General features: G+C 58.0%; 22 protein-coding genes. 10 read left to right on the top strand and 12 right to left on the bottom strand.

What is annotated here, in order from left to right:
* Positions 1–7: 7 nt before the first annotated feature.
* The 7 genes from panB to thpR form a co-directional block, all read right to left on the bottom strand.
* Entirely contained in the window at positions 8–802 is a 795-nt protein-coding gene (gene panB / locus F9C28_RS00305; protein WP_199013105.1) for a 3-methyl-2-oxobutanoate hydroxymethyltransferase, read from the bottom strand.
* A gap of 254 nt (positions 803–1,056) precedes the next feature.
* A complete protein-coding gene (gene folK / locus F9C28_RS00300) occupies positions 1,057–1,536 on the bottom strand; it encodes a 2-amino-4-hydroxy-6-hydroxymethyldihydropteridine diphosphokinase (protein WP_199013104.1) in 480 nt (159 codons plus the stop codon).
* Positions 1,533–2,930 carry a polynucleotide adenylyltransferase PcnB gene (gene pcnB, locus F9C28_RS00295; protein ID WP_199013273.1) on the bottom strand — a complete coding sequence of 466 codons (1,398 nt, stop codon included), beginning with the start codon at positions 2,928–2,930 and terminating at the stop codon, positions 1,533–1,535. Before pcnB ends, folK begins: the two co-directional genes overlap by 4 nt.
* A gap of 55 nt (positions 2,931–2,985) precedes the next feature.
* A complete protein-coding gene (gluQRS, locus tag F9C28_RS00290; RefSeq protein WP_199013103.1) occupies positions 2,986–3,885 on the bottom strand; it encodes a tRNA glutamyl-Q(34) synthetase GluQRS in 900 nt (299 codons plus the stop codon).
* Positions 3,886–3,949: 64 nt separating this feature from the next.
* Positions 3,950–4,405: an RNA polymerase-binding protein DksA gene (gene dksA / locus F9C28_RS00285; RefSeq protein WP_199013102.1), complete on the bottom strand. Its 456-nt coding sequence runs from the start codon at positions 4,403–4,405 to the stop codon at positions 3,950–3,952.
* Positions 4,406–4,727: 322 nt separating this feature from the next.
* Positions 4,728–5,432 carry a DNA/RNA nuclease SfsA gene (gene sfsA, locus F9C28_RS00280; RefSeq protein ID WP_199013101.1) on the bottom strand — a complete coding sequence of 235 codons (705 nt, stop codon included), beginning with the start codon at positions 5,430–5,432 and terminating at the stop codon, positions 4,728–4,730.
* A 10-nt stretch (positions 5,433–5,442) separates the two neighbouring features.
* Entirely contained in the window at positions 5,443–5,970 is a 528-nt protein-coding gene (gene thpR, locus F9C28_RS00275; RefSeq protein ID WP_199013100.1) for an RNA 2',3'-cyclic phosphodiesterase, read from the bottom strand.
* 72 nt (positions 5,971–6,042) lie between these two features.
* On the opposite strand from thpR, the gene hrpB reads away from it, so the two are divergent.
* The 5 genes from hrpB to fhuB all read left to right on the top strand — a co-directional run bounded on the left by hrpB (position 6,043) and on the right by fhuB (position 15,128).
* Positions 6,043–8,481: an ATP-dependent helicase HrpB gene (hrpB, locus tag F9C28_RS00270; RefSeq protein ID WP_199013099.1), complete on the top strand. Its 2,439-nt coding sequence runs from the start codon at positions 6,043–6,045 to the stop codon at positions 8,479–8,481.
* Positions 8,482–8,596: 115 nt separating this feature from the next.
* Positions 8,597–11,170, top strand: coding sequence for a bifunctional glycosyl transferase/transpeptidase (gene mrcB, locus F9C28_RS00265; RefSeq protein ID WP_199013098.1), 2,574 nt, complete (start codon positions 8,597–8,599; stop codon positions 11,168–11,170).
* Positions 11,171–11,455: 285 nt separating this feature from the next.
* Positions 11,456–12,253, top strand: a complete 798-nt coding sequence (gene fhuC, locus F9C28_RS00260) for a Fe3+-hydroxamate ABC transporter ATP-binding protein FhuC (RefSeq protein WP_199013272.1) — start codon at positions 11,456–11,458, stop codon at positions 12,251–12,253.
* A gap of 5 nt (positions 12,254–12,258) precedes the next feature.
* Positions 12,259–13,146: a Fe(3+)-hydroxamate ABC transporter substrate-binding protein FhuD gene (fhuD, locus tag F9C28_RS00255; RefSeq protein ID WP_408641425.1), complete on the top strand. Its 888-nt coding sequence runs from the start codon at positions 12,259–12,261 to the stop codon at positions 13,144–13,146.
* Positions 13,146–15,128 (top strand): Fe(3+)-hydroxamate ABC transporter permease FhuB, encoded by a 1,983-nt coding sequence (gene fhuB, locus F9C28_RS00250; RefSeq protein ID WP_199013096.1) that lies wholly within the window; start codon positions 13,146–13,148, stop codon positions 15,126–15,128. The genes fhuD and fhuB overlap by 1 nt, the downstream gene beginning before the upstream one ends.
* 47 nt (positions 15,129–15,175) lie before the next feature.
* On the opposite strand, the gene hemL is transcribed toward fhuB, so the two are convergent.
* Positions 15,176–16,456: a glutamate-1-semialdehyde 2,1-aminomutase gene (gene hemL, locus F9C28_RS00245; protein WP_199013095.1), complete on the bottom strand. Its 1,281-nt coding sequence runs from the start codon at positions 16,454–16,456 to the stop codon at positions 15,176–15,178.
* Between the two features lie 192 nt (positions 16,457–16,648).
* Between hemL and clcA the strand changes: the two genes are divergently transcribed.
* Together clcA and erpA are read left to right on the top strand one after the other, a co-directional pair.
* Positions 16,649–18,079 carry a H(+)/Cl(-) exchange transporter ClcA gene (clcA, locus tag F9C28_RS00240; protein WP_199013094.1) on the top strand — a complete coding sequence of 477 codons (1,431 nt, stop codon included), beginning with the start codon at positions 16,649–16,651 and terminating at the stop codon, positions 18,077–18,079.
* 81 nt (positions 18,080–18,160) lie between these two features.
* Positions 18,161–18,505, top strand: a complete 345-nt coding sequence (erpA, locus tag F9C28_RS00235) for an iron-sulfur cluster insertion protein ErpA (protein WP_199013093.1) — start codon at positions 18,161–18,163, stop codon at positions 18,503–18,505.
* 78 nt (positions 18,506–18,583) lie between these two features.
* Here the strand turns inward: erpA and F9C28_RS00230 are convergent, their stop codons facing one another.
* Genes F9C28_RS00230 through mtnN form a run of 3 tightly spaced genes read right to left on the bottom strand, consistent with a single transcriptional unit; the run spans position 18,584 to position 20,712 of the window.
* Positions 18,584–19,204, bottom strand: coding sequence for a TRIC cation channel family protein (locus F9C28_RS00230; protein ID WP_199013092.1), 621 nt, complete (start codon positions 19,202–19,204; stop codon positions 18,584–18,586).
* Between the two features lie 19 nt (positions 19,205–19,223).
* Positions 19,224–20,021, bottom strand: a complete 798-nt coding sequence (gene btuF / locus F9C28_RS00225) for a vitamin B12 ABC transporter substrate-binding protein BtuF (protein WP_199013091.1) — start codon at positions 20,019–20,021, stop codon at positions 19,224–19,226.
* Positions 20,014–20,712 carry a 5'-methylthioadenosine/S-adenosylhomocysteine nucleosidase gene (gene mtnN, locus F9C28_RS00220; protein ID WP_199013090.1) on the bottom strand — a complete coding sequence of 233 codons (699 nt, stop codon included), beginning with the start codon at positions 20,710–20,712 and terminating at the stop codon, positions 20,014–20,016. Before mtnN ends, btuF begins: the two co-directional genes overlap by 8 nt.
* A gap of 92 nt (positions 20,713–20,804) precedes the next feature.
* Between mtnN and dgt the strand changes: the two genes are divergently transcribed.
* The 3 genes from dgt (at position 20,805) to F9C28_RS00205 (ending at position 25,394) form a co-directional block, all read left to right on the top strand.
* On the top strand, positions 20,805–22,319 hold the full coding sequence (dgt, locus tag F9C28_RS00215) for a dGTPase (protein ID WP_199013089.1): 1,515 nt from the start codon (positions 20,805–20,807) through the stop codon (positions 22,317–22,319).
* Between the two features lie 273 nt (positions 22,320–22,592).
* A complete protein-coding gene (gene degP / locus F9C28_RS00210; protein ID WP_199013088.1) occupies positions 22,593–24,035 on the top strand; it encodes a serine endoprotease DegP in 1,443 nt (480 codons plus the stop codon).
* A 201-nt stretch (positions 24,036–24,236) separates the two neighbouring features.
* A complete protein-coding gene (locus F9C28_RS00205) occupies positions 24,237–25,394 on the top strand; it encodes a CdaR family transcriptional regulator (protein ID WP_199013087.1) in 1,158 nt (385 codons plus the stop codon).
* A 34-nt stretch (positions 25,395–25,428) separates the two neighbouring features.
* Here the strand turns inward: F9C28_RS00205 and F9C28_RS00200 are convergent, their stop codons facing one another.
* Positions 25,429–25,818: a DUF3461 family protein gene (locus tag F9C28_RS00200; RefSeq protein ID WP_199013086.1), complete on the bottom strand. Its 390-nt coding sequence runs from the start codon at positions 25,816–25,818 to the stop codon at positions 25,429–25,431.
* Between the last annotated feature and the right edge of the window lie 15 nt (positions 25,819–25,833).

Genomic DNA, 25,833 nt, shown 5'->3' with positions numbered 1-25,833 from the left:
TCTCCTGTCAGTAGAAACTGTGCTCGTCAGCCGGGAAGGCTTCAGATTCAACCTCGGCAATATACTGGCGCACTGCTGCGCGAATATCGCCGGTCTGTGCAAGGAAGTTTTTCGAGAATTTCGGCGTATGGCCGCCGGTAATTCCAAGCGCATCATGCATTACCAGAATCTGGCCATCGGTACCCTTACCGGCACCGATCCCGATAACCGGGATTGTCAGCGCCTGAGTGATACGTTCGGCCAGCGGCGCCGGAACGCATTCCAGCACCAGTAACTGGGCGCCGGCAGCTTCAATGGCCAGCGCATCATCAAACAGGGTCTGGGCGGCTTCATCACCGCGACCCTGTACTTTGTAACCACCAAAGATATTAACGGACTGTGGGGTCAGCCCCAGATGGCCACACACCGGAACGGCGCGTTCGGTGAGCATTTTCACCGTGTCGGCCAGCCAGCGGCCGCCTTCGATTTTGACCATATTGGCCCCGGCACGCATCACGGTGGCCGCGTTGTCGAAGGCCTGCTCAGGCGTGGCATAGGCCATAAACGGCAGGTCTGCCATCAGCAGGCTCTGGGGTGCGCCGCGGCGAACAATACGGGTGTGGTAGGCGATTTCTTCTACGGTGACGGGCAGGGTGGAGTCATGGCCCTGAACGGTCATGCCTAATGAGTCACCCACCAGCAGGACGCCGATACCTTCTTCGGCAAACAGTTTTGCGAAGCTGTATTCATAGGCGGTGATAGTGGCGAATTTTTTATGCTGTTGTTTCAGCTGGCGTAGATTTGCAACGGTCGTCGGTTTCATGGTACCCCGGACGGCTATTCCTCTGACATGTGGGTCTGGGTCAGGCGAGAACTGCACAGTCTGACTGGCCCTGAGGGCTTGCTACGGCTGTAATCAGCGTAGCGATACACGCTGTCAGAAATGAAAAAGCCTGGCTGTGAATAGATAGCGCATTCTGTAAGAAATACGCGCGGATTGCCAATGTTTTGAGGAGGAATTATTCATTAAAGGCACTAATCGCCGGGGGATTTTCTCTGCCCGGCGCAACCGTTATCCTACCAGCGGGACGGCGGTTGTTCGCTGAGCAGACCAATGCAGTGGCCCAGGGTTTCGCCATCGGGAAACGTCAGCTGCGGGGCAATCTCGTACAGCGGGTACAACATAAACATACGGCGCGTCATGTCGTAGTGGGGCACGGTTAAACGCGGGGTGTTAATCACCTGGTCGCCAAACAGCATGATGTCCAGATCCAGGGTTCGCGGCCCCCAGCGCTCGGCCTTACGCACCCGGCCGCTTTCCCGCTCAATGCGCTGGGTATTATCCAGTAAAGCCTCCGGGGCCAGCGCGGTATCCAGCGCCAGCGCCGCATTCAGGTAATCCGGCTGATCCTGGGGCCCCAGGGGCGGCGTGCGGTAAAACGACGACACGGCGTGTACCTGGCTTTCCGGGATCTGCGCCAGCGCGCGAAGGGCGCTGTTAACCTGATCCAGCGGGGAAGCCAGATTGCTGCCAATGGCGATATAACAACGGATCACGCATTGCCCTCGCGGCGCGGTGCCGGGCGTTTACGCGGGCGACGCGGACGGCGACGGGTAGGATCGTCACCCAGTTGGTTGATCATCTCTTTTTGCAGCGGCGGCGCGGCAACCTGGAACTCTGCCCACCAGGTGGTTAAACGCTGTAATTCGCTGTTATGTTCCACCTCGGCACGCAGGGCCAGCAGATCAAACGCGGCGCGGAATTTCGGATGCTCCATTAATTTCCAGGCGCGGCGGCCCTGGCGGCGGGACATCCGTAACTGCAATTGCCAGATATCGCGCACCAGCGAGGTGATGCGTTTCGGGATGGCCAGCGCGCGGCAGGCTTCATCCAGCACGTCATTCATAGCCAGAGAGAAGGCGTCAAACCACGGCAGGCCGCTTTCCTGGGCCAGCTTCTGGGTCATCTCCATCTGGGGGTACCACAACATGGCGGCAAACAGGAATGCCGGGTTCACCCGCATACTGTTGTTGATCCGGTTGTCGGTATTTTTCAGCACTTGCGAGATGATAAGTTCCATCGCACTGTCGCCGTTTTCGGTGAAATTGCGGGTAATGGTCGGGAACAGCGGCTGGAACAACTGATATTCACACAGCAGGCGGTAGGTATTGTAGCCATAACCAGACTGCAATAACTTCAGCGACTCTTCATAGAGTCGGGCGGCGGGAACATCGTTAAGCAGGGAAGATAAACGTGGAATCGGCTCGCCGGTGGCGGGCTCTATCGACATGTTTAGCTTGGCGGCAAAGCGCACGGCGCGCAGCATCCGCACCGGATCTTCACGGTAGCGGGTTTCCGGGTCGCCAATCAGGCGAATAATTCCGGCGCGCAGATCGTTCAGGCCACCCACATAGTCGCGCACGGTAAAATCCGCCACGCTGTAATACAGGCTATTAATGGTGAAATCACGGCGCTGGGCGTCTTCTTCAATAGAGCCAAAGATATTGTCGCGCAGCAGCATGCCGTTCTGGCCGCGCTGGGATTGCTGGCGGTCGGTGGCCTGCTCTTCGTGGTGGCCCCTGAAGGTGGCAACCTCAATGATTTCCGGGCCGAACATAACGTGGGCGAGGCGGAAGCGGCGGCCCACCAGGCGGCAGTTGCGGAATAATTTACGCACCTGGTCCGGTGTGGCATTGGTGGTGACGTCAAAATCCTTTGGTTTTTTGCCCAACAGCAGATCACGTACACCGCCACCCACCAGATAGGCTTCGTAGCCTGACTTATTCAGGCGATACAGCACCTTCAGCGCATTCTCACTGATGTCCTTGCGCGAAATAGCGTGCTGATCCCGGGGGATCACCGTTATGTGTGGTTGTGTGTCGCGCGCCGTCTCCACGCTGTCATCGCGGTTCAACACCTTGCGGCAAAAATTAGCGACTCGGGTAAAAATAGTACACCTCGGTTGTGTCTGTGTTAGGCCAAAAAAAACAGCGCATAATCATAGCTCAGTGTGGGGCATTTGAGAATGACGTATTGTGGGCCGCCGCCAGGGGGATATCGGCAACAGACCAGTTATCCACCGCCTGGGCCAGAATATGCGCCAGCGGGAGATCCTGCCAGCCAGGGATGTCCGGCTGATGCAAAAAGTGTAATGCGGCCATAATAACCGGCCTTGGATCCCCACCGGGCAGGGCCGGGGCATGGTTTTGCTTGGACAGTTTATTACCGTCGTGATTCAGCGCCAGGGGAAGGTGTAAATAATCCGGGACCGGCCAGCCAAAATGCTGGTAGAGCGAAATTTGCCGTACCGTGGGGGCTATCAGGTCCGCACCGCGTACAATCTCAGTCACGCCCTGAAAGTGGTCATCAACCACCACCGCCAGATTATAGGCGAACAGGCCATCCCGGCGATGAATAATAAAATCCTCTGCGGCCATCGCGCTGTCTGCCACCAGGGTGCCGCGCAGGACATCGGTAAAGTGGTGGACCGGGTGGCGCTGTTGCAGGCGCAGGGCGGCGGCTTCAGCCGGGGGCGTGACGCGGCCACGGCAATGGCCATCGTAAAATCCGCCCAGTTGCTGTATTCGGCTGCGGGTGCAGGTGCACCAGTAGCTCAGGCCCTGCTGGTGCAGCCAGTCGAGGGCGGCCCGGTAAGCGTCGTGACGGCGGGATTGCCATAGTACATCGCCGTCCCAGTGCAGGCCGTAGTGTTCAAGCTGGCGTAAAATGGTGTGTGCGGCGCCGGGGATTTCCCGGGGGGGGTCGATATCTTCAATACGGACTAGCCAGTGCCCCTGATGAGCCCGGGCCTGGAGATAGCTGCCAAGTGCAGCGATTAAGGAACCAAAGTGCAGTTCCCCTGAAGGGGAGGGCGCGAAACGCCCGACATAATCTTGTCTTGCCATGTAAAAAAATGAGGCGGGATATCTCCCGCCTGTGTTTATTAGTATGTGGCTGAACCCAGCACTATCAGCCTGCCATCTGCTTTTCGCGGATCTCTGCAAGGGTTTTGCAGTCGATGCACAAATCAGCAGTCGGACGGGCTTCCAGACGGCGGATACCGATCTCAACGCCACAGGATTCGCAGAAGCCGAAGTCTTCGTCTTCTACTTTCTTCAGCGTCTTCTCGATCTTTTTGATCAGTTTGCGTTCGCGATCGCGGTTACGCAATTCGAGGCTGAATTCTTCTTCCTGAGCGGCACGGTCCACTGGATCCGGGAAATTGGCGGCTTCATCCTGCATATGCGTTACGGTACGATCAACTTCATCCCTCAGTTGATTGCGCCACGCGTCCAGAATGCGGCGGAAGTGCGCCAGCTGGGCTTCGTTCATATATTCTTCGCCCGGTTTCTCCTGATACGGCTCAACCCCAGCGATGGCCAGAATACTCAGGGACGATGTTTTACGGTTTTGCCCTTCTTGCATGTTGCTTCTCCTTAACACGCACTATCGGTCCCCATATCGGGGGAAAATCAGGCCGCTATAAATAGCAGATGCTTTTCCGGATGGCAATTATATAAATTCATCCCTTGACAAGCCTGTGAGGAACAGCTTATTTACGACGCAGCCTGAACACGAAATGTACTTTATATAACGCCTTCTTCCCGATGGCTATGTTCACTACGCTTCCCGTATTGAAACCCCTGGTGCGCCTGTATGCGCCGGATATTCCGTACACGGGATAACCAAAATGTATAGCCATTATAGCGGTTATAATAACGCCTTACGGGAAGAGCCAGCGCTGTCGTTATACGGAAAACGGCAGCGGCATTTTCAGACTCATCCCCTGTGGGGAAAGTTCCGCCTTCCAGGCGAAAATTTCCACCCCTTTATTCAGTGCTTCACTGATTAACTGGCTATAACGGGTGTCAATATGGCGTGCCGGGGATACCTGATTGATACCGGAGTGCAATACCGCAAATAGCAGTACCGCCCGCTCGCCGCCTGCCACCACATTGATTAACTCCCGCAAATGCTTTTGGCCCCGCTCGGTGACCGCATCGGGAAAATAACCCTGCTGATGTTCCAGCAATGTGACGGATTTCACTTCAATATAGCAGTTAACCCGATCAACTGCCTGCAGCATGATATCGATACGGCTCCGCTCTGTCCCGTATTTGACCTCCTGGCGCAGCGTGGTGTAACCGGCTAATTCGGCAATATTTCCTGCCGCGATGGCTTCCCGGGCCAGGGTATTAGCCCGTAGTGTATTGACACAAATCAGATCCCCGGCGGCGGTCTCTGTCAGCTCCCAGGTGTGCGGATATTTGCGGGTTTTGCTGGCAGAGGTGGAGTACCACACCCGATCCCCGGGGGTGGCGCAGCCCGTCATGGCACCGGTATTTGGGCAGTGTAACGTGAAGGTATTACCTTGCTCATCAATCACATCGGCCAGAAAACGCTTATAGCGTTTGATCAAGGTAGCCTGTTGCAGGGCGGGTTCAAACTCCATGAGGATATCCTTACAGTAATGGCCAACGGTGTAATGCCTGATAACGGGTGCGGCCGCGGGAAAATTCGCTGGCGAACAGGGTGAACTCACAGGCTTCTGCGGTCCAGCAAAATCCCGGCGGCGGGAGAGCGACAGGCTGGGTCGCCTGGCGGTAGAGGGTAATGTGCGGGTGAAAGGGCATGGGGCTTTGATGGCAACCGTTACGGGCCGCCTGGGCCCTGAGCAGGTCCGCCAGTTGCAGTAACCCCCGGGGCGGCTGGCGGGTACCCAGCCAGACCACCCCCGGACGGGGCCAGTGGCCTGCGTCGTCCAGCCGTAGCGTAAAACGCGGCTGGCGAATACGCCCGGCAAGATCCATGAACACCTGTTGTTTCGCCGGGCTGACATCACCAAGGAAGGCCAGCGTCATATGCAGGTTTGCCCCGGCGACGGGGCGCCCGGTGTGTTCCGCAAAGGCCTGAGCCCGCCAGCTGACCAGCTGGCGCTGGATCCCGGCGGGCAGGGACAAGGCGAAAAAAAGACGCTGTGACTCGGGCATGGTTCTCTCTCGGTAATAAAATGGCAGGATGCTACAATGCACCCCCGATGATGTTAACCCCTGGAGAATGCTGTGTCCTCTCTTCCGGTTGCGGCGGTACTGCCCGAGCTACTAGACGCACTACACCACCACCCGCAGGTTTTGCTGAGCGCCCCCACCGGGGCGGGGAAATCGACCTGGCTGCCGCTGGCGCTGTTAAAAGACCCGCAGATCGCCGGGCGTATTTTGCTGCTGGAGCCTCGCCGCCTGGCCGCCCGCAATGTGGCCCAGCGTCTGGCGGAGCAACTGGGCGAGCAACCCGGCGAAACCGTGGGCTACCGGATGCGGGCCGATAACTGTACCGGCCCCGGTACGCGTCTGGAAGTGGTGACCGAAGGCATCCTCACCCGGATTATCCAGCACGACCCGGAGCTGAGCGGTGTCGGGCTGGTTATCCTTGATGAATTCCATGAGCGCAGCCTGCAGGCGGATTTAGCCCTCGCCCTGCTGCTGGATGTCCAGCACGGGCTGCGTGACGATTTACGCTTACTGATTATGTCCGCCACCCTGGATAATGAGCGGCTCCAGCGCTGCCTGCCGGCGGCGCCGCTGATTGCCTCCCGGGGGCGCAGCTTTCCGGTACAGCGCCGTTACCACGCGTTGTCTGCGCACCAGCGTCTGGAGGAGGGGGTAGCCCAGGCGGTGCGGGGGTTACTGGCCAGTGAATCCGGTTCGCTGCTGCTCTTTTTACCGGGAGTGGGGGAGATCCAGCGGGTGATGACCCTGCTGGAAGGCAATACGCCCCGGGATGTCATGCTCTGCCCGCTGTATGGCGCGCTGCCGCTTAGCGAACAGCGTAAGGCTATCCTGCCCGCTCCGGCCGGCAGCCGCAAAGTGGTGCTGGCAACCAATATTGCCGAAACCAGCCTGACTATCGAAGGTATCCGCCTGGTGGTGGATGCCGCCCTGGAAAGGGTGGCCCGCTTTGATCCGCGCACCGGCTTAACCCGGCTGGTGACCCAGCGAGTGAGCCAGGCCTCCATGACCCAGCGCGCCGGTCGCGCTGGCCGTCTGGAACCGGGGATTTGTCTGCATCTGTTAGGGGCTGAACAGGCAGAGCGCGCGGCGGCCCAGAGTGAGCCTGAGATACTCAACAGTGATTTGTCTGGCCTGGTGCTGGAACTCTGCCAGTGGGGATGCCAGGATGTGGCGCAACTGTGCTGGCTGGATACGCCCCCGGCGATCAATCTGGCGGCGGCCCGGGCCTTATTACAGCGCTTACAGGCCCTGGATGCCCGAGGCGCACTGACCGCCACCGGCCGCCAGATGGCGCAATTAGGCAATGATCCGCGCCTCGGGGCGATGCTGTCCCGGGCCAGCGAACCGCAGCGGGGAACCGCTGCCCTGCTGGCGGCAATCCTTGAGGAACCGCCCCGGGGGGGCGATGGAGATTTACGTACCGCACTGCACCGTAGCCTGCCCAACTGGCAACAGCGTGCCCGTCAGTTGCTGAGCCGCCTTGGCCACCGCCAGGGAGCCGCCGCGGTCGATATGGACGCGGTCGGCCTGTTGCTGATGTACGGCTTTGCCGATCGTCTGGCCCGGCGCCGGGGCCAGGAAGGGCGCTACCAACTGGCTAACGGAATGGGGGCGATGCTGAACAGCGATGATGCGCTGACCCGCTATGAGTGGCTACTGGCACCGCTGCTGCTCCAGGGCAGCCAAAGCCCGGATGCCCGCATCCTGCAAGGCTACCCGGTGGATGTCGATAGCCTGGTGGCCGATTGCCCTGCGCTGCTGGAACAGCAGGACAGTGTCGAATGGGATGACACCCGGGGGACCCTGAAAGCGTTCCGTCGCTGGCAGATTGGCCGCCTGGTGCTGCGGGAGCAACCGCTGGCCAAACCGGCAGACGATGTCCTTGAACAGGCGATCCTTAACGGTATTCGCGATAATGGCCTGGGGCTGCTCAACTGGACCCCGCAGGCTGTTCAGTTACGTTTACGGTTGCAGTGGGCGGCCCGCTGGTTACCGGAGCAGGACTGGCCGGACGTGAGCTGTCAGGCGCTACTTGAGGGGCTGGAGCGCTGGCTGGGGCCATTTATGAAAGGGGTGACCTCTCTGATTTCCCTGAAAAAGGTGGATCTGGAGCAGGCCCTGAATGGCTTGCTGAGCTGGCAGCAGCGACAGCAACTGGATAGTGAGCTACCAACTCATTACACTGTGCCCACCGGCAGTCGGATAGTTATCCGCTATCATGAGGATAATCCTCCGGTTCTGGCGGTGCGGATGCAGGAAATGTTTGGTGAAGCGCAAACCCCGGTGATTGCCCAGGGGCGGGTACCCTTAACGCTGGAACTCTTGTCGCCGGCCCAGCGACCGTTGCAAATCACCCGGGATCTTTCTGCCTTCTGGCAGGGGGCCTATCGTGAGGTGCAAAAAGAGATGAAAGGGCGTTATCCAAAACATGTCTGGCCGGATTCGCCCGCAACGGCGCAGCCTACCAGGCGTACCAGAAAGTATTCTTCCTGATGGATATTGACCTGCGGGATGATTACGGTAATGACATTTGAGAGATTTCTTCTTTCGTATTTGGTGAAAGACAGCAGAATCAGGCCGCTGGGTCTGGACTTTGTGGAGATGAAGTATGGCGGGGAATGACCGCGAACCTATCGGGCGTAAAGGAAAACCGACGCGCCCGGGTAAACAGAAGGTGAGCCGTCGTCGTCTCAGGGAAGAAGATTATGACGATGATTATGAAGACGACTATGAAGACGATTATGACGACGACGAGCAGCCCGTGCCGCGTAAGAAGGTAAAAGGCAAAAACGGTAAAAACGGGCGTCCGCCGCGCAGAAAACGCCGCCTGCTATGGTTCCTGGTGAAGCTGTTCATCATTGGGGTTGTGCTGGTTGCCGCTTACGGTGTCTATCTGGATCAAAAAATCCGCAGCCGTATTGACGGTGAAGTCTGGCAGCTTCCGGCAGCCGTATATGGCCGGATGGTCAGCCTTGAGCCCGACATGCTGACCAGCAAAAATGAAATGGTGCGCCTGCTGGAAGCAACCCAGTACCGCGAAGTAACCAAAATTACCCGGCCCGGTGAATTTACGGTAAAAGGCAACAGCATTGAAATGCTGCGCCGCCCGTTTGATTTCCCGGACAGTAAAGAAGGCCAGGTTCACGCTCTGCTGACGTTTGATGGCGACCATCTGGGCACCATTAAAAACATCGCCACCGGGCGTGAATTTGGTTATCTGCGCCTCGACCCGCGGCTGATCACCATGCTTTCCTCACCAAATGGCGAGCAGCGTCTGTTTGTGCCGCGTTCGGGGTTCCCGGATCTGCTGGTGGATACCCTGATTGCCACCGAAGACCGGCATTTCTATGAGCATGACGGGATCAGCGTTTACTCCATTGGCCGCGCCGTGGTGGCAAACCTGACCGCCGGTCGCGCGGTGCAGGGGGGGAGTACCCTGACCCAGCAGCTGGTGAAAAACCTGTTCCTGACCAATAAACGCACCCTGTGGCGTAAGGCGAATGAAGCCTATATGGCGGTCATTATGGACGCCCGCTACAGCAAAGATCGTATCCTTGAGCTGTATATGAACGAGGTGTACCTCGGGCAGAGCGGGGATGATCAGATTCGCGGCTTCCCGCTGGCCAGCCTGTATTACTTTGGCCGCCCGGTGGAAGAGCTGAGCCTTGATCAGCAGGCGCTACTGGTGGGGATGGTGAAAGGGGCGTCACTGTACAACCCGTGGCGTAACCCGAAACTCTCCCTGGAACGGCGGAATCTGGTACTGCGGTTATTGCAGGAGCAGAAAGTCATCGACCAGCCACTGTATGACATGCTCAGTGCACGTCCGCTGGGGGTGCAGCCGCGCGGTGGGGTTATCTCGCCACAGCCCGCCTTTATGCAGATGGTTCGTCAGGAGCTACAGGCGAAGTTGGGCGACAAGGTGAAAGATCTCTCCGGGGTGAAAATTTTTACCACCTTTGACCCGGTATCCCAGGATGCCGCAGAGAAGGCCGCCACCGAAGGGATCCCGGCACTGATCAAACAGCGTCGCCTGAAAGATCTGGAAACCGCGATGGTGGTGGTGGACCGCAACACCGGCGAGGTTCGGGCAATGGTTGGCGGGGCTAACCCGCAATTTGCCGGCTATAACCGCGCGATGCAGGCCCGCCGCTCAATTGGTTCGCTGGCAAAACCGGCCACCTATTTGACCGCCCTGAGCCAGCCAAGCCAGTACCGGCTGAACACCTGGATTGCCGATGCGCCTATCACCCTGCATCTGGTGAATGGCCAGACCTGGTCGCCGCAGAACGATGATCGACGCTTCAGTGGCCAGGTGATGCTGGTGGATGCTCTGGCCCGTTCGATGAACGTGCCGACGGTTAACCTCGGCATGGCGCTGGGCTTACCGGCGGTGGTGGACACCTGGCAGAAATTAGGCGTGCCGAAAGCGCAGCTGAATGGAGTACCGGCGATGTTGCTGGGGGCCCTGAACCTGACGCCAGTGGAAGTGGCCCAGGCGTTCCAGACCATCGCCAGCGGCGGTAACCGTGCGGATCTGTCGGTGCTGCGTTCGGTGATTGCCGAAGACGGGACAGCCTTGTACCAGAGTTATCCGCAGGCGGAACGGGCAGTACCGGCCCAGGCGGCTTATCTGACGCTGTATACCATGCAGCAGGTTATCCAGCGCGGCACCGGGCGTGCCCTGGGGGCTAAATACCCCAGCCTGCATCTGGCGGGTAAAACCGGGACCACCAACAATCAGGTGGATACCTGGTTTGCCGGTATTGATGGCCGTGAGGTGGTTATCACCTGGGTTGGCCGCGATAATAACCAGCCGACCCGGCTGTATGGCGCCAGCGGTGCGATGTCTATCTACCAGCGTTACCTGGCTAACCAGTCACCGGTGCCGCTGGAGCTGACACCGCCGGAAGATATCGTTGATATGGGCGTGGATAGCGCGGGCTACCTGCAATGCGGTAGCGGTTTCCGAACCCTTCCGGTATGGACGACGGATCCGGATTCACTGTGTGTTCACCGCCAGCCGGTGGAGGACGCGCCGTCCTCCGGCAATCCGTTTAACCAGTCTGCGCCGCAGCAAGGCCAGCCGCAACAGCAGCAGGGCCAGCCGCAGCAACAGCCGGACAAGAAAGACGACGGTAATGTACCGGGCTGGATCAAGGATATGTTCGGCAATAACTGATTATTGCCCAGCACAGATAGCAAATACCCCCACTGGTTGGGGGTATTTTTTTATCTCCGCAAGATTCGCCATCTTGCCGCTATCCCCTTGCTGTTTTCTTGCGCCATTGAGCCGCTCACCGGCTCAATCACTTGCTAAGCGGATGCCAAGTCGCATACTATCTTCACGCTTATAATAATCGTTCTCGTTTTCCTTATCATTCTTCATCAGCGGCCTGTCGCGTTACAGGCACGACTCCGGAAACCACAGGCGTGCGCACCCGCACCCGGTAATATATCGATGACTATGCAGGACAAGACAACGCCATCAGGCACAACATTTCAGCTTTCCGGTGTCACTTTTCGGGTGCCCGGGCGCACACTGCTCCATCCACTGTCGCTTACCTTCCCCGCCGGTAAAGTCACCGGGCTTATTGGCCATAATGGCTCCGGGAAATCGACCCTGCTGAAAATGCTCGGCCGCCACCAGAAACCCACCGAAGGTGACATCCTGCTGAATCACCAGCCGCTAGATAGCTGGAGCAGTAAAGCTTTTGCCCGTCAGGTGGCGTATTTGCCTCAGCAACTGCCTGCGGCAGAAGGGATGACGGTGCGGGAGCTGGTGGCCATTGGTCGCTACCCCTGGCACGGCGCCCTGGGGCGCTTTGGTGCAGAGGATCGGGCGCTGGTGGACGATGCCATCGCACTGGTCGGGTTGAAGCCTTACGCCTCGCGCCTGGTGGATAGCCTGTCTGGCGGTGAGCGCCAGCGGGCCTGGATTGCGATGCTGGTTGCCCAGCACAGCCAGTGCCTGTTACTGGATGAACCCACCTCCGCGCTGGATATTGCCCACCAGGTCGATGTGCTGGCGCTGATCCACCGGCTTAGCCAGCAGCGCGGTTTAACCGTGATTGCGGTCCTGCATGACATCAATATGGCGGCCCGCTACTGCGATAATCTGGTGGCGCTGCGCGGCGGGGAAATGATAGCCCAGGGCAGCCCGGATGAGATAATGACCAGTCAGGTGCTGGAGAATATTTACGGCATTCCGATGGGGATCCTGCCGCATCCGGCAGGGGCAGCACCGGTGAGTTTTGTCTACTAATGAGTATGTTACCTTGCGCGGCGCTCAGTCGCCGCCGTTTACTGACGTTAATCGGGTGCTCTACGTTATTGTGGCGTAGTGGCCCACTGCTCGCCGCCCCGCTTGATCCGCAGCGGGTTGTCGCGCTGGAGTGGCTGCCGGTGGAATTGCTGGTGGCGCTGGGGGTGACCCCGCTCGGGGTCGCGGATATTGCCGGCTACCGGAACTGGGTCGGGAAACCGGCACTGCCGGCCAGTGTGATAGATCTCGGCCTGCGAACTGAACCCAACCTCGAACTGCTGGCGCAATTGAAACCTTCTCTGATGGCCTACTCGTCGGGTTATGGCCCCGCCCCGGAGAAGATAGCCCGTATTGCCCCCGGGTTTGGCGTCAGTTTTTCTGATGGCTTGCAGCCGCTCACCGCGGCCAGCGCATCGCTGATTGCCCTCGGGGAGCGCCTGGGGCTGGCGCCGCGAGCCCGGCAACATTTGGCCCAGTTTGAGCAGTTTATTGCCCGGATGAAGCCCCGCTTCGCCCGGCGCCAGCGTCCGGTGTTGTTGATGTCACTGATGGATTCCCGCCATGCCCTGGTTATCGGTAAACACAGCCTGTTCCAGCAGGTTATGGACCAGTTGGGTATCCGTAATGCCTGGCAGGGTGAGGTCAATTTTTGGGGGAGTTCGGTGATTGGGCTGGAGCGCCTTGCGGCGATTAGCGACGCCGATGTTATCTGCTTTGATCACGGTAACCAGCGTGTGACCAGTCAGGTGATGGGGTCGCCGCTCTGGCAGGCGATGCCTTTTGTACGCCAGCAGCGTTTCTGGCGGGCACCGCCAGTCTGGTTTTATGGCGCCACGCTCTCGGCAATGTATTTTGCTACCGTGATGGATTCGCTACTCGGGGGGCGGGAGTGATGCGCACCCCACGTTTATTGCCGGTGTTGTTACCCGGCCTGCTACTGGCTGTCGCTCTGTGGCTGACCCTTGTTAACTTGCGTCAGCTATTGCCCGCCTCACAGTGGCTGGGCGCCTGGGCGTCTGTCGATCCCGATGATATCCGCCAGATGCTGTTTTACTACAGTGCGCTGCCCCGGTTGGCCATTTCGCTGCTGGTGGGGGCCGGGCTGGGTATGGTGGGGGTGCTATTTCAGCAAGTGTTGCGTAACCCGCTGGCTGAGCCCACCACCCTCGGGGTGGCGTCCGGTGCCCAACTGGGGCTCACCGTTGCCACCCTGTGGGCGCTGCCCGGCGGGGCGGTGACCCAGCAGTTTGCCGCGATCGCCGGCTCGGTAGTGGTGGGGCTGCTGGTGTTTGGCGTTGCCTGGGGCAAGCGGCTATCCCCGGTGACCCTGATCCTTGCGGGCCTGGTACTGAGCCTGTACTGCGGCGCCATCAACCAGCTACTGGCGCTGTTCCACAATGAGCAACTGCAAAGCGTGTTCCTGTGGAGCACCGGTAGCCTTAACCAGAGTGACTGGCAGCAGGTGCAGAATATCTGGCCGCGGCTGCTGGGCGGTGTGCTGCTGACCCTGGTGATGCTGCGCCCGTTAACCCTTATGGGGCTGGACGACGGTGTGGCCCGTAATCTGGGGCTGGCGCTCTCCCTGGCCCGTGTTGCCACCCTCGGGCTGGCCATTTTCCTGAGTGCGGTACTGGTAAATGCGGTGGGGATCGTCGGATTTATTGGCCTGTTTTCCCCCCTGCTGGCCAAAATGCTCGGGGCCCGGCGTCTGCTGCCTCGCTTACTGCTTGCCTCCCTGCTGGGGGCGCTTATCCTCTGGGTGTCTGACCAACTTGTGGTCTGGCTGACCACGGTATGGCGGGAAATTACCACCGGCGCGGTGACCGCGCTGATTGGGGCGCCGCTGTTGCTCTGGCTGCTGCCGCGCCTGCGCACCTTGCGTGCGCCGGTGGTTAACGGCGGCCAGTCGCAGCACGTTGAGCGCCAGCATCTGGTGGGTTATGCGTTACTGGGGTCACTGCTGTTAGTGCTGGTTGTGCTGGTGGCCTTAACCTTTGGCCGGGATGCCAGCGGCTGGCGCTGGGCCCACGGTGAGATGCTGGATGCGCTGCTGTACTGGCGCTGGCCCCGGGTCGCCGCGGCGCTGAGTGCCGGGATGATGCTGGCGGTAGCCGGATGTATTATTCAGCGGCTGACCGGTAACGCCATGGCCAGCCCGGAAGTGGTGGGGATCAGCTCCGGGGCGGCGTTTGGTATCGTGGTGATGCTGTTTATTGTGCCGGGCAATGCCATTGGCTGGCTGCTGCCCGCCGGGAGTATCGGGGCTGCCGCCACGCTGCTCATTATCATGATTGCCGCCGGACGCAGCGGTTTCTCCCCTCAGCGCATGCTGCTGGCGGGGATGGCTATCAGTACGGCGTTCTCCATGTTGTTGATGTTGCTGCTGGCCAGTGGCGATCCGCGTATGGCGGGGGTGCTGACCTGGATTTCCGGCTCAACCTACAATGTGGCCCCGGAGCAGGCCACGGTCACCCTGGCGGTGATGGTTGTCCTGCTGGGGCTGACCCCGTTGTTCCGCCGCTGGCTGATGATTTTGCCTCTCGGCGGGGCGACGGCGCAGTCGGTGGGGGTGGCCATCAATCCGTCGCGTATGATGCTGCTGTGTCTGGCGGCGGTGCTGACGGCAATGGCGACCCTGACCGTGGGGCCGCTGAGCTTTGTCGGACTGATGGCACCGCATATCGCCCGGATGATGGGGTTTCGTCGGGCATTACCACAACTGGTTATCGCGGCACTGATCGGCGGGGGGCTGATGGTGGTGGCGGACTGGTGTGGGCGGATGGTGTTGTTCCCGAACCAGATCCCGGCGGGGCTGCTGGCCAGCTTCCTGGGGGCGCCGTACTTTATTGTGCTGCTGCGCCGCCAGAACGCGTAGCGCGGCAGCGGCGGACATGCGCTCCAGGCGGAGCGCATGATTGTCAATTACAGGCTGGCAAATACCCGGCGGGCGGCATCAATGGTGTTATTGATGTCGTCCTGGGTGTGGGCCACAGACATAAAACCGGCTTCAAAAGCCGATGGCGCCAGATAGATTCCTGCGTCGAGCATCAGGTGGAAGAAGCGCTTAAAGCGGTCGGTATCGCAGGCCATGACATCCTGGTAGCAGGTAACGCTGTCGGCGCTGGTGAAGAAGACTCCGAACATGCCGCCAACGTGGTTAACCACCAGCGGGATGCCCGCCTGTTGTGCCGCTTCCCGCAAGCCGTTTGCCAGCCGGGTGGTGAGGTCGTCAAGGGTTTCGTGAACGCCCGGTTCGGCTACCTGGCTCAGGCAAGCGTAGCCCGCCGCCATGGCAATTGGGTTCCCGGATAATGTCCCGGCCTGGTAGACCGGGCCAGTGGGGGCCAGGGCCTCCATAACGTCCCGGCGGCCACCAAAGGCACCTACCGGCATCCCGCCGCCGATAATTTTGCCAAGGCAGGTCAGATCCGGTATCACGTCGTAATAAGACTGGGCGCCACCCAGTGCAACGCGGAAACCGGTCATCACTTCGTCAATGATAAGCAGGGCGCCAAACTCATCACACAGCGCGCGCAGCCCCGGCAGGAAGTCTGGTAGCGGTGGAACGCAGTTCATGTTACCGGCCACCGGCTCCACGATAATACCGGCGATATCTTCGGGATACTGGGTAAACGCGGCGCGCACAGAGTCCAGATCGTTGTAGGTACAGGTCAGGGTGTGGCGGGCAAAATCTGCCGGGACACCGGGAGAGTTCGGCTGGCCGAGCGTCAGGGCGCCGGAGCCGGCTTTCACCAGCAGGCAGTCCGCGTGGCCGTGGTAGCAGCCTTCAAACTTAATGATTTTATCCCGGCCGGTGAAGCCGCGGGCCAGGCGAATCGCGCTCATGGTCGCCTCGGTACCGGAGTTTACCATCCGTACCATATCCATCGACGGCACCAGGTCCGTGACCAGTTTTGCCATCTTCACTTCCATTTCGGTGGGGGCACCGAAACTCAGCCCGCGCTCGGCGGCATCAATCACCGCACTGCGGATTGTCGGATTATTGTGGCCCAGTACCATCGGGCCCCAGGAGCCAACATAATCAATATAGGCTTTACCGTCGGCGTCATAGAGGTAAGCCCCGTCTGCACGTTCGATAAACAGTGGGGTACCGCCCACGCCGGTAAAGGCACGAACCGGTGAGTTAACCCCACCAGGGATCAGTTCGCGGGCTTGCGCGTACAGATTTTCTGACTTACTCATCAATGGGCTCCTGATTGCCTGAAAAAAGTAATTTGGGCATTCTACGAGATTGCCGCGTCTCGCGTTACCCCCGAATGTTACATTGTTTGTACCCGCAATGGCCGGGGTGGCGGGAATTTATTCGCGACGAAACGCTAACCGGCAGGTAAAATGCCCGGGCCTATTTGTATTACCTATTTGTGATTACTTGCTATGAATCCTGATAATTCCTCGTTCGAGCAGCGGCAGGTCGTGCGCCTGCGCCATGGTGATGCTATCCGACGTATCCTGCACCGGGATAAAACACCGCTGGCTATTTTGTTACTTGCCGCGCTGGTGGGTGCGGTCGCCGGTCTGGTAGGGGTCCTGTTTGAGAAAGCCGTCAGTTGGGTGCAATACCTGCGCATGGATATGCTGGCCGGTGTGGTGGATTACGGCGTACTGCTGTGGCCGCTGGCTTTTTTGCTGTCGGCGGTGCTGGCGATGGTGGGCTACTATCTGGTCAGGCGTTTTGCCCCGGAAGCGGGGGGCTCGGGTATTCCTGAAATTGAAGGGGCCCTGGAAGAGTTGCGTCCGGTGCGCTGGTGGCGCGTGATCCCGGTGAAGTTTATCGGCGGGATGGGGACCCTGGGGGCCGGGATGGTGCTGGGCCGTGAAGGGCCCACGGTACAACTCGGCGGTAATGTCGGGCGGATGATCCTCGATATCTTTCGCGTCCGCCGGGCAGAGGCACGCCACACGCTACTGGCTACCGGTGCTGCTGCCGGTCTGACTGCGGCCTTTAACGCCCCGCTGGCGGGGATCTTGTTTATCCTCGAAGAGATGCGCCCGCAGTTCCGCTACAACCTGATTTCCATTAAGGCGGTTTTTACCGGGGTTATTACGGCGTGCGTAGTGTTCCGCTGGTTTAATGGCCAGAATGCGGTCATTGACGTTGGCAAGCTGGGGGATGCACCGGTTAACACCCTGTGGCTGTACCTGATCCTCGGCATGATTTTTGGTGTGGTCGGCCCGGTATTTAACACGCTGATTTTCCGCACCCAGGATCTGTTTCAGCGGATCCACGGCGGCGAGATTAAAAAATGGGTGCTGGTGGGGGGGATTATCGGCGGTATCTGCGGGGTACTCGCGCTGGTGGAACCGGCCGCCGCCGGGGGCGGTTTTAACCTGATCCCCATCGCGGCCGCGGGGAACTATAGCGTTGGCCTGCTGTTGTTTATTTTTATTGCCCGTATTATTACCACGCTGCTCTGTTTTGCCTCGGGTGCCCCGGGGGGGATTTTTGCCCCGATGCTGGCGCTGGGGACGTTATTTGGCACCGCCTTCGGGATGCTATGCGCGCTATGGTTTCCGGGCTATCATTTGGCGGTGGGCACCTTTGCTATTGCCGGTATGGGGGCGCTGTTCGCCGCATCGGTGCGCGCCCCGCTGACCGGGATCGTGCTGGTGCTGGAGATGACCGATAATTATCAGCTCATTCTGCCAATGATTATTACCTGCCTGGGGGCGACACTGCTGGCGCAATTCCTCGGCGGTAAGCCACTGTATTCGGCTATTCTGGCCAGAACGCTGGCCAAACAGCAGGCGCAGCAACAGCAGCAAGCCCCGGTGGCACCGGCAGCACCCCAGGGGCAGAATACTTGAACGATTTACCAGGGTATTAGATAATGCCCATAAAAATCGGGGCAATCTTTGTCCGATACTAAGACAAGTTTGGAGCAAAAAATGAGTGATGACGTAGCGCTGCCCCTGGAATTTACCGACGCCGCAGCCTCGAAAGTGAAAAGCCTGATTGCTGATGAAGACAATCCGAACCTGAAATTGCGGGTCTATATCACCGGCGGCGGTTGCAGCGGGTTCCAGTATGGTTTTACCTTTGACGATCAGATTAATGATGGCGATATGACTATCGAGAAGCAGGGGGTTGGCCTGGTGGTTGATCCGATGAGCCTGCAATATCTGGTCGGTGGTTCGGTTGACTATACTGAAGGCCTGGAAGGCTCACGCTTTGTGGTGAATAACCCGAATGCCACCAGCACCTGTGGTTGCGGTTCTTCATTCAGTATTTAAGTTGTCCGGATGACATCCGCAAAAAAGCCGCGTTATGACGCGGCTTTTTTATGGCGAAAATCGGGCGGATGCCCGCCATTACTGGCGATCTTCCAGGGCAAAGGTTGGCAGTTTCAGGCGCCAGCGAATCGCCGCCAGACGGATAGCCAGCGTGCAGGCCATTCCCAACATACAGGCCTGTTCGAGCGGTACATTGAACGTGTCCCAGGCCACAGCGTGGACAATACCGCCGACAATACAGGCGGTGGCGTAGATTTCGGTGCGCAGGATCATCGGGACTTCCCGGGCCAGCACGTCGCGGATTATCCCGCCGCCGACCCCGGTCAATACCCCCATACACACCGCAATTAGCGGGCCGGTTGCGGCGAGGAATGACTTATTAACCCCAATACCGACAAACACCGCCAGGCCCACCGCGTCCAGCACCGGTAAGATCCATTTTGGTAACCGGCGCGGCTGGCGCACCAGCAGAATGGTCATCATGCTGGTCACCATGGCAACCACTAAATCGGTGGGATCTTTTACCCAGAATACCGGCCCGTTATCGAGGGCCATATCGCGAATGGTCCCGCCGCCCACGGCGGTTACCACCCCGAGTACCAGAACGCCAAAAGGGTCCATGCGCAGTTTCCCGGCCAGCAGAACGCCTGAGATGGCAAATACGGCGGTGCCTATAATATCCAGCCAATAGACCAGCATGACAAAAAATCCCCGAATCTCACTGCGCCAGTGCAGCGCATATCTGTTTTGCGGCGAGGATAATACGCGGACCAGCCCGTTCGAACCAGTCGTCATTTACGCTAATTATCGGTACCGGGAGCTGATTACTCCAGAAATGAGAGATCACCTGGATTTTTTGTTGGCCGCCGGTGGTCAGGATCGCCTCAGGCTTGCGCATTAGCACCTGTTCCCGGCTGACCTGGGGCCAGGGAACGTTGCTGTCGGCAAAGATATTTTTACCACCGCAGACCGCGAGAATATCGTTTTGTAACGATCCCGCCCCGGAAGTAAACATGGGGGTTTCGCCAAATTGCATAAATACCCGCGTCGGCCGGGAAACAGAGGCGTACTCTGTTTTGAGTGTTTGCCACTGGTGGAGCAAATCGTCTGCGGCCTGGCGGGCTTTTTCCGGGGCCGGGCTCCAGCTGCCGAGCTGGCGCAGGGCCGCGGCAATCTGGTCAATATTATGGGCGTCAATCCAGATAACATGAACCCCAAGGGACTGTAACTGATCGATGGCGCGCTGGGGGTTACCGCCCCGCCACGCCAGCACCACATCCGGCTTCAGGGCGAGGATACGTTCAACATTGACCCCTTGCCAGCTGGCAACCTGTTCAATCTGGCGGGCCTCTGGGGGATAGTCAGACCAGGCGCTAACCGCTATCGGGGTGATCCCGGCGGCGAAGGCCAGTTCGGTATTGCCCGGCGACAGGCTGATGACCCGGGGGGCGGCCCACAGGCAACTGGAAAAGAGTAACAGCGCGCAGAGCGCGCGCTGCAGGCAGTATTTAGCCACGGGCCAGTTTCTGTACCAGGGCTTCAACAATCACGGTGGACTGTTTAGCGGCGATGGCCAGGAACTCATCAAAGTTCAGATGTGACTGCTGATCCGCGACGTCGGAAATCGCGCGCACCACCACAAAAGGGGTGCCGAAGTTATGGCAGACGTGGGCAATAGCGGTGGCTTCCATTTCTACGGCAATGGCTTTCGGGAAGTTATGGCGAATTTTTGCCAGCGCTACCGAACCATTAATAAAGGCATCGCCACTGATCACCAGGCCGCGTACCGCATGGAGGTTCTGCTCGCGGATGCAGGCTTCCGCCGCGCTGATCAGCGCCGGATCGGCATGAAACGCCGCCGGGCAGCCGGCCATCTGGCCAATTTCATAGCCAAAGGCGGTAACGTCCGCATCGTGGTAACGGACCTCATCAGAAACCACAATATCGCCCACTTTCAGTGATGCATCCAGGCCACCCGCAGAGCCGGTATTGATTATCACATCGGGTTTGGCATGTTCCAGTAGCAGGGTGGCACCCATCGCGGCAGAGACTTTACCAATGCCGGATTTCAGCAGTGCCACGTCGGTGCCGTTCAGGGTACCGGTATAAATTTCACAACCGGCCAGTGTCAACGTCTGACGGTTGTCGATTTTGTCACGCAGTAGCGTAACTTCTTCTTCCATTGCGCCAATGATGCCTACTTTCATAGATATACTCGCCTTATTACGGGACAAAATTTAATTTTCAGGACATAGTCTATCATGGCAGGCTATCAGGGCAGATAACAACAGGAGCATCCATGGGGAAGATTGATTTTCGCTGCAAAATTAACTGGCATCGTTGTTTTCGCTCACCGGAAGGGGAAAAGAACGAGCATGAAATTCTGCGTATCTTCGAAAGCGATCGCGGGCGAATCATCAACTCTCCGGCCATCCGGCGGTTACAACAGAAGACCCAGGTCTTCCCGCTGGAGCGCAATGCGGCAGTACGCACCCGTCTGACCCACTCTCTGGAAGTACAGCAAGTGGGGCGCTACATTGCCAAAGAAGTTCTCAGCCGCCTCAAAGCCCTGGGGGAGCTGGAGCGCTATGGCCTGAGCGAGCTGAGCGCGCCATTTGAAAGTATCGTCGAAATGTCCTGTCTGATGCACGACATCGGCAACCCGCCTTTTGGGCATTTCGGTGAGGCGGCCATTAATGACTGGTTCCGCCAGCGCCTGTATCCCGACGATGCCGGGCTGTATCCCCAAAGTGAAGATCGCTGCCAGGTCGAGGCATTACGCTGCCGGGAAGGGGAGGAGCAGCTCAACCGTTTACGGCGCGATATCCGCCAGGATCTGTGCCATTTTGAAGGCAATGCCCAGGGGATTCGTCTGGTACATAGCTTGTTGCGAATGAACCTGACCTGGGCGCAGGTGGGGGGGATCCTCAAATATACCCGTCCGGCCTGGTTTAGCGGAGCCATCCCGGAAAGCCATAGCTATTTAATGAAAAAGCCCGGGTTTTATCTCTCCGAGGCGGATTATATTGTCCAGTTACGTAAAGAACTTGCCCTGGAAGAATACAGCCGTTACCCACTGGCGTGGATAATGGAAGCCGCTGACGATATCTCTTATTGCGTGGCGGATTTAGAAGATGCCGTAGAGAAACGGATATTTACTACGGAACGGCTATTCCAGCATTTATCCCAGGCCTGGGGAGAGGTTACCCCCGGCGATCTATTTAGCCAGGTGGTGGTAAATGCCTGGGATAAGTCACGCACCAGCTTGTCCAGCCGTATTGCTGAAGACCAGTTCTTTATGTATTTGCGGGTTAATACGCTAAATGCGCTGGCCCCCTATGCCGCTCAGCGGTTTATTGACAACCTGGCCGAGATTTATACAGGGTCATTTAACCAGGGACTGCTGGAAGATGGCGGCGGCTGTAGCCGTTTGTTAGGGGTATATAAACAGGTAGCGATGCAGAACGTGTTTAACCATCCGGATGTTGAACAGCTGGAATTACAAGGCTATCGCGTGATAAGCGGGCTGCTTGATATCTATAGTCTGTTATTAAACATGCCGTTAGCAGACTTTAGTCTGCTGGTGGAGCACGAAACCGTACGGGCGTTTCCGATTGCTTCCAGATTATTTCATAAATTATCCAGCCGCCACCGGCTGGCATATATCGAGGCGATAAATAATCTGGATAATACAGCCAGTGATTTTCCTGCGCAGGAATATTACTATCGTTGTCGGTTGATTCAGGATTATATCAGCGGTATGACGGATCTCTACGCCTGGGATGAGTATCGTAAACTGATGGCGGTAGAGTAACGGGCGGGCCGGTAGGCTTTAGGTTATTTTTCATAGTTATTCTAAATAACGTTGCCGGTGCTACCCGTGGCCAGACAATGTTATTTTATCGATTTTCTTCGCGTTCCCCGGGATAGAAAAGGCAGGATGCCAATATTTTGATTGGTTTTGTAAAGAAGGCCAATAATTTTTTACTTTTTGCAGAAAGTCTTGCCGGGAACTTCGCGCTATAACGTGAATCTGATAATCACGTACACAGCATTTTTGGAAACACCTGTAATAGAGACTGCACAGATGAAAAAAACAACATTTGCTATGAGCGCACTGGCGCTTAGTTTGAGTCTGGTTCTGGCACCGGTCTCGGCTTTTGCCGCCGAAACTGCATCTTCGGTAACCGCCACATCGGCCGCACAGCCAATGCCGAGCCTGGCCCCGATGCTGGATAAAGTGATGCCCTCAGTCGTGAGTATTAACGTTGAGGGGAGCACCGCGGTGAATTCGCCGCAGATGTCCCGCAACTTCCAGCAATTCTTCGGTGATAACTCGCCGTTCTGCCAGGACGGATCGCCGTTCCAGAATTCACCGTTCTGCCAGGGGGGACCTGGTGGCGGTGGCGGCCAGCAGCAACAGAAATTTGCCGCCCTCGGCTCTGGTGTGATCATTGATGCCGCGAAAGGCTATGTGGTGACCAACAACCACGTGGTGGACAATGCCACCACTATCAAGGTTCAGCTCAGCGACGGGCGTAAGTTCGATGCCAAAGTGGTGGGTAAAGATCCCCGCTCTGATATTGCGCTCATCCAACTGCAAAACCCGAAAAACCTGACCGCGATTAAGATTGCGGACTCTGATGCGCTGCGGGTAGGTGATTATACGGTGGCGATCGGTAACCCGTATGGGCTGGGGGAAACCGTTACTTCCGGGATTGTCTCCGCCCTGGGCCGTAGTGGCCTGAATGTGGAAAACTACGAAAACTTTATCCAGACCGATGCGGCGATTAACCGCGGTAACTCCGGCGGTGCGCTGGTTAACCTCAACGGTGAGTTGATCGGTATTAATACCGCTATCCTTGCCCCGGACGGCGGCAACATCGGTATCGGTTTTGCGATCCCGAGCAATATGGTGAAAAACCTCACCACCCAGATGGTGGAATACGGCCAGGTGCGCCGCGGCGAGCTGGGGATCATGGGGACCGAACTGAATTCTGAACTGGCGAAAGCCATGAAGGTTGATGCCCAGCGCGGTGCGTTTGTCAGCCAGGTGATGGCCAACTCTTCCGCCGCCAAAGCGGGGGTGAAAGCCGGTGATGTGATAACTTCGCTAAACGGCAAACCGATCAACAGCTTTGCGGCGCTGCGTGCTGAAGTCGGGACCATGCCGGTGGGCAGCAAGCTGACACTGGGCCTGTTGCGCGACGGTAAGCCAGTGAGCGTGAACCTTGAGCTGCAACAGAGCAAACAGACACAGGTTGACTCTGCCACCATCTTTGATGGTATCGAAGGGGCCGAGATGGCCAATCGCAGCGGTAAGGATCAGCGTGGCGTAATGGTGAACAGCGTGAAGGCGAACTCACCGGCGGCGCGTATTGGCCTGAAGAAAGGGGATGTGATTGTCGGTGCTAACCAGCAGCCGGTGAATAACATTGCCGAGCTGCGCAAAATTATCGAGTCCAAACCTTCGGTTCTGGCGCTGAATGTGCAGCGTGGCGATACCTCAATTTACCTGCTGATGCAGTAATGCTGTTCTCCGTGTAGTTGTGTAGCGTTTATATCGTCGGGCCGCAGGATGCGGCCCCTTTTTTTGGTTATCGCGCATCCGGCGGCTCGCGCTCACTCCCCCAACCTTAATACCCCTTCCTGCGCTTTGTGCAGTTGCACAATGTTTTGCCCCTTTCCGACAGGTATCCTGCTGTTTCTCCCCCAGGAAAAGGAACCTTTAATGGCAATCTGGCACCTCGATACCAAAATGGCCCAGGAGATAGTGTCCCGTACCATGCGTATTATTGACACGAATATCAATGTGATGGATGCCCGCGGACGGATCATCGGCAGTGGTGATCCGGCGCGTATTGGCGAATTGCATGAAGGGGCACTGCTGGTGCTGTCCCAGGGGCGGGTGGTGGACATTGATGATGCGGTAGCCCGCCATCTGCACGGGGTGCGCCAGGGCATTAACCTGCCGCTGCGGCTGGAAGGGGATATTGTCGGGGTTATCGGCCTGACCGGAGAGCCCGCCTCCCTGCGTAAATACGGCGAGCTGGTATGTATGACGGCAGAAATGATGCTTGAGCAGTCGCGGCTGATGAATTTGCTGGCCCAGGACAGCCGCCTGCGTGAAGAGCTGGTCATGAACCTGATCGAGGATGAAAACAATTCACCGGCGCTGGCGGAATGGGCGCAGCGGCTGGGAATCGATCTTAACCAGCCCCGGGTGGCGGCAGTGGTGGAGGTGGACAGCGGCCAGCTCGGTGTCGACAGCGCCATGGATGAACTTCAGGGATTGCAAAATGCCCTGACCGTTCCTGAGCGCAATAACCTGGTGGCGATTGTCTCCCTGTCTGAGATGGTGGTACTGAAACCGGCACTCAACCCGTTTGGACGCTGGGATGCCGATGAGCACCGCCGCTGGGTCACGCAATTATTGAGCCGGATGGAAGAGCAGGGCCAGTTGCGCTTCCGGGTGGCAATGGGTAACTTTTTTACCGGGCCGGGCAGTATTGCCCGCTCATACCGTACTGCCCGTACCACGATGATGGTCGGTAAACAGCGAATGCCGGAGACGCGCAGCTATTTTTATCAGGATCTGATGCTGCCGGTATTGCTAGATAGCCTGCGCGGTGGCTGGCAGGCCAATGAACTGGCGCGCCCGCTGGAAAAGCTAAAAGCGATGGATAATAACGGCCTACTGCGCCGCACGTTGCGAGCCTGGTTTCGGCATAATGTTCAGCCACTGGCGACATCAAAGGCGTTGTTTATTCACCGTAATACCCTCGAATACCGGCTGAACCGTATTGGTGAGCTGACCGGGCTGAACCTGGGAAATTTCGATGATCGGCTGTTGCTGTATGTGGCGTTACAGCTGGATGAATCCGGCTGACAGACCGCGGGCCTGAGGCGCCCGCGGCAGGCGATTATTTGTTGCGGGTCAGTTTATCAAGATCGGCTTCGATCTCAGCTATCTTATGGGAGACCACGTTTTCGAGGTGGCGCAGATCGTCAAGAATCTTGCGTTTCAGATCGACTTCGCTGCGATCCTGCTGGCAGATTTGATCCAGTTCGTCGATCACGTAGCGCAGATTTGGGCTGATTTCCTGGATCTCTTTGTAGCCCTGGCCGCCACCGTCCGCCAGCACGGTTTTACGCTGGCGCGGGTATTTGAATTTTACGCTTTTAGCGAAAAACTCCCCTTTATCCTTGTGGAAATAAATCTTCAGAATGTCGTTATTCGCTTCCTGGCGCAGGCTGTAACGGTCGATCTCGTCCGGATTACTGATGCCCAGGCTTTTCAGATTATCGTACATCGTGGTTCCCCTACT

The organism is Shimwellia pseudoproteus (assembly GCF_016415625.1).
Taxonomy (GTDB): Bacteria; Pseudomonadota; Gammaproteobacteria; order Enterobacterales; family Enterobacteriaceae; genus Shimwellia; species Shimwellia pseudoproteus.
Note: the sequence above shows the minus strand (reverse complement) of the source record. Positions and strands in the feature narration are given on the sequence as shown.

Coding starts and splice junctions, on each gene's coding strand:
- panB (WP_199013105.1), bottom strand. CDS start 802: ATGAAACCGACGACCGTTGCAAATCTACGCCAGCTGAAACAACAGCAT.
- gluQRS (WP_199013103.1), bottom strand. CDS start 3,885: ATGGCAAGACAAGATTATGTCGGGCGTTTCGCGCCCTCCCCTTCAGGG.
- dksA (WP_199013102.1), bottom strand. CDS start 4,405: ATGCAAGAAGGGCAAAACCGTAAAACATCGTCCCTGAGTATTCTGGCC.
- sfsA (WP_199013101.1), bottom strand. CDS start 5,432: ATGGAGTTTGAACCCGCCCTGCAACAGGCTACCTTGATCAAACGCTAT.
- thpR (WP_199013100.1), bottom strand. CDS start 5,970: ATGCCCGAGTCACAGCGTCTTTTTTTCGCCTTGTCCCTGCCCGCCGGG.
- mrcB (WP_199013098.1), top strand. CDS start 8,597: ATGGCGGGGAATGACCGCGAACCTATCGGGCGTAAAGGAAAACCGACG.
- fhuC (WP_199013272.1), top strand. CDS start 11,456: ATGCAGGACAAGACAACGCCATCAGGCACAACATTTCAGCTTTCCGGT.
- fhuD (WP_408641425.1), top strand. CDS start 12,259: ATGTTACCTTGCGCGGCGCTCAGTCGCCGCCGTTTACTGACGTTAATC.
- fhuB (WP_199013096.1), top strand. CDS start 13,146: ATGCGCACCCCACGTTTATTGCCGGTGTTGTTACCCGGCCTGCTACTG.
- hemL (WP_199013095.1), bottom strand. CDS start 16,456: ATGAGTAAGTCAGAAAATCTGTACGCGCAAGCCCGCGAACTGATCCCT.
- clcA (WP_199013094.1), top strand. CDS start 16,649: ATGAATCCTGATAATTCCTCGTTCGAGCAGCGGCAGGTCGTGCGCCTG.
- erpA (WP_199013093.1), top strand. CDS start 18,161: ATGAGTGATGACGTAGCGCTGCCCCTGGAATTTACCGACGCCGCAGCC.
- F9C28_RS00230 (WP_199013092.1), bottom strand. CDS start 19,204: ATGCTGGTCTATTGGCTGGATATTATAGGCACCGCCGTATTTGCCATC.
- mtnN (WP_199013090.1), bottom strand. CDS start 20,712: ATGAAAGTAGGCATCATTGGCGCAATGGAAGAAGAAGTTACGCTACTG.
- dgt (WP_199013089.1), top strand. CDS start 20,805: ATGGGGAAGATTGATTTTCGCTGCAAAATTAACTGGCATCGTTGTTTT.
- degP (WP_199013088.1), top strand. CDS start 22,593: ATGAAAAAAACAACATTTGCTATGAGCGCACTGGCGCTTAGTTTGAGT.
- F9C28_RS00205 (WP_199013087.1), top strand. CDS start 24,237: ATGGCAATCTGGCACCTCGATACCAAAATGGCCCAGGAGATAGTGTCC.
- F9C28_RS00200 (WP_199013086.1), bottom strand. CDS start 25,818: ATGTACGATAATCTGAAAAGCCTGGGCATCAGTAATCCGGACGAGATC.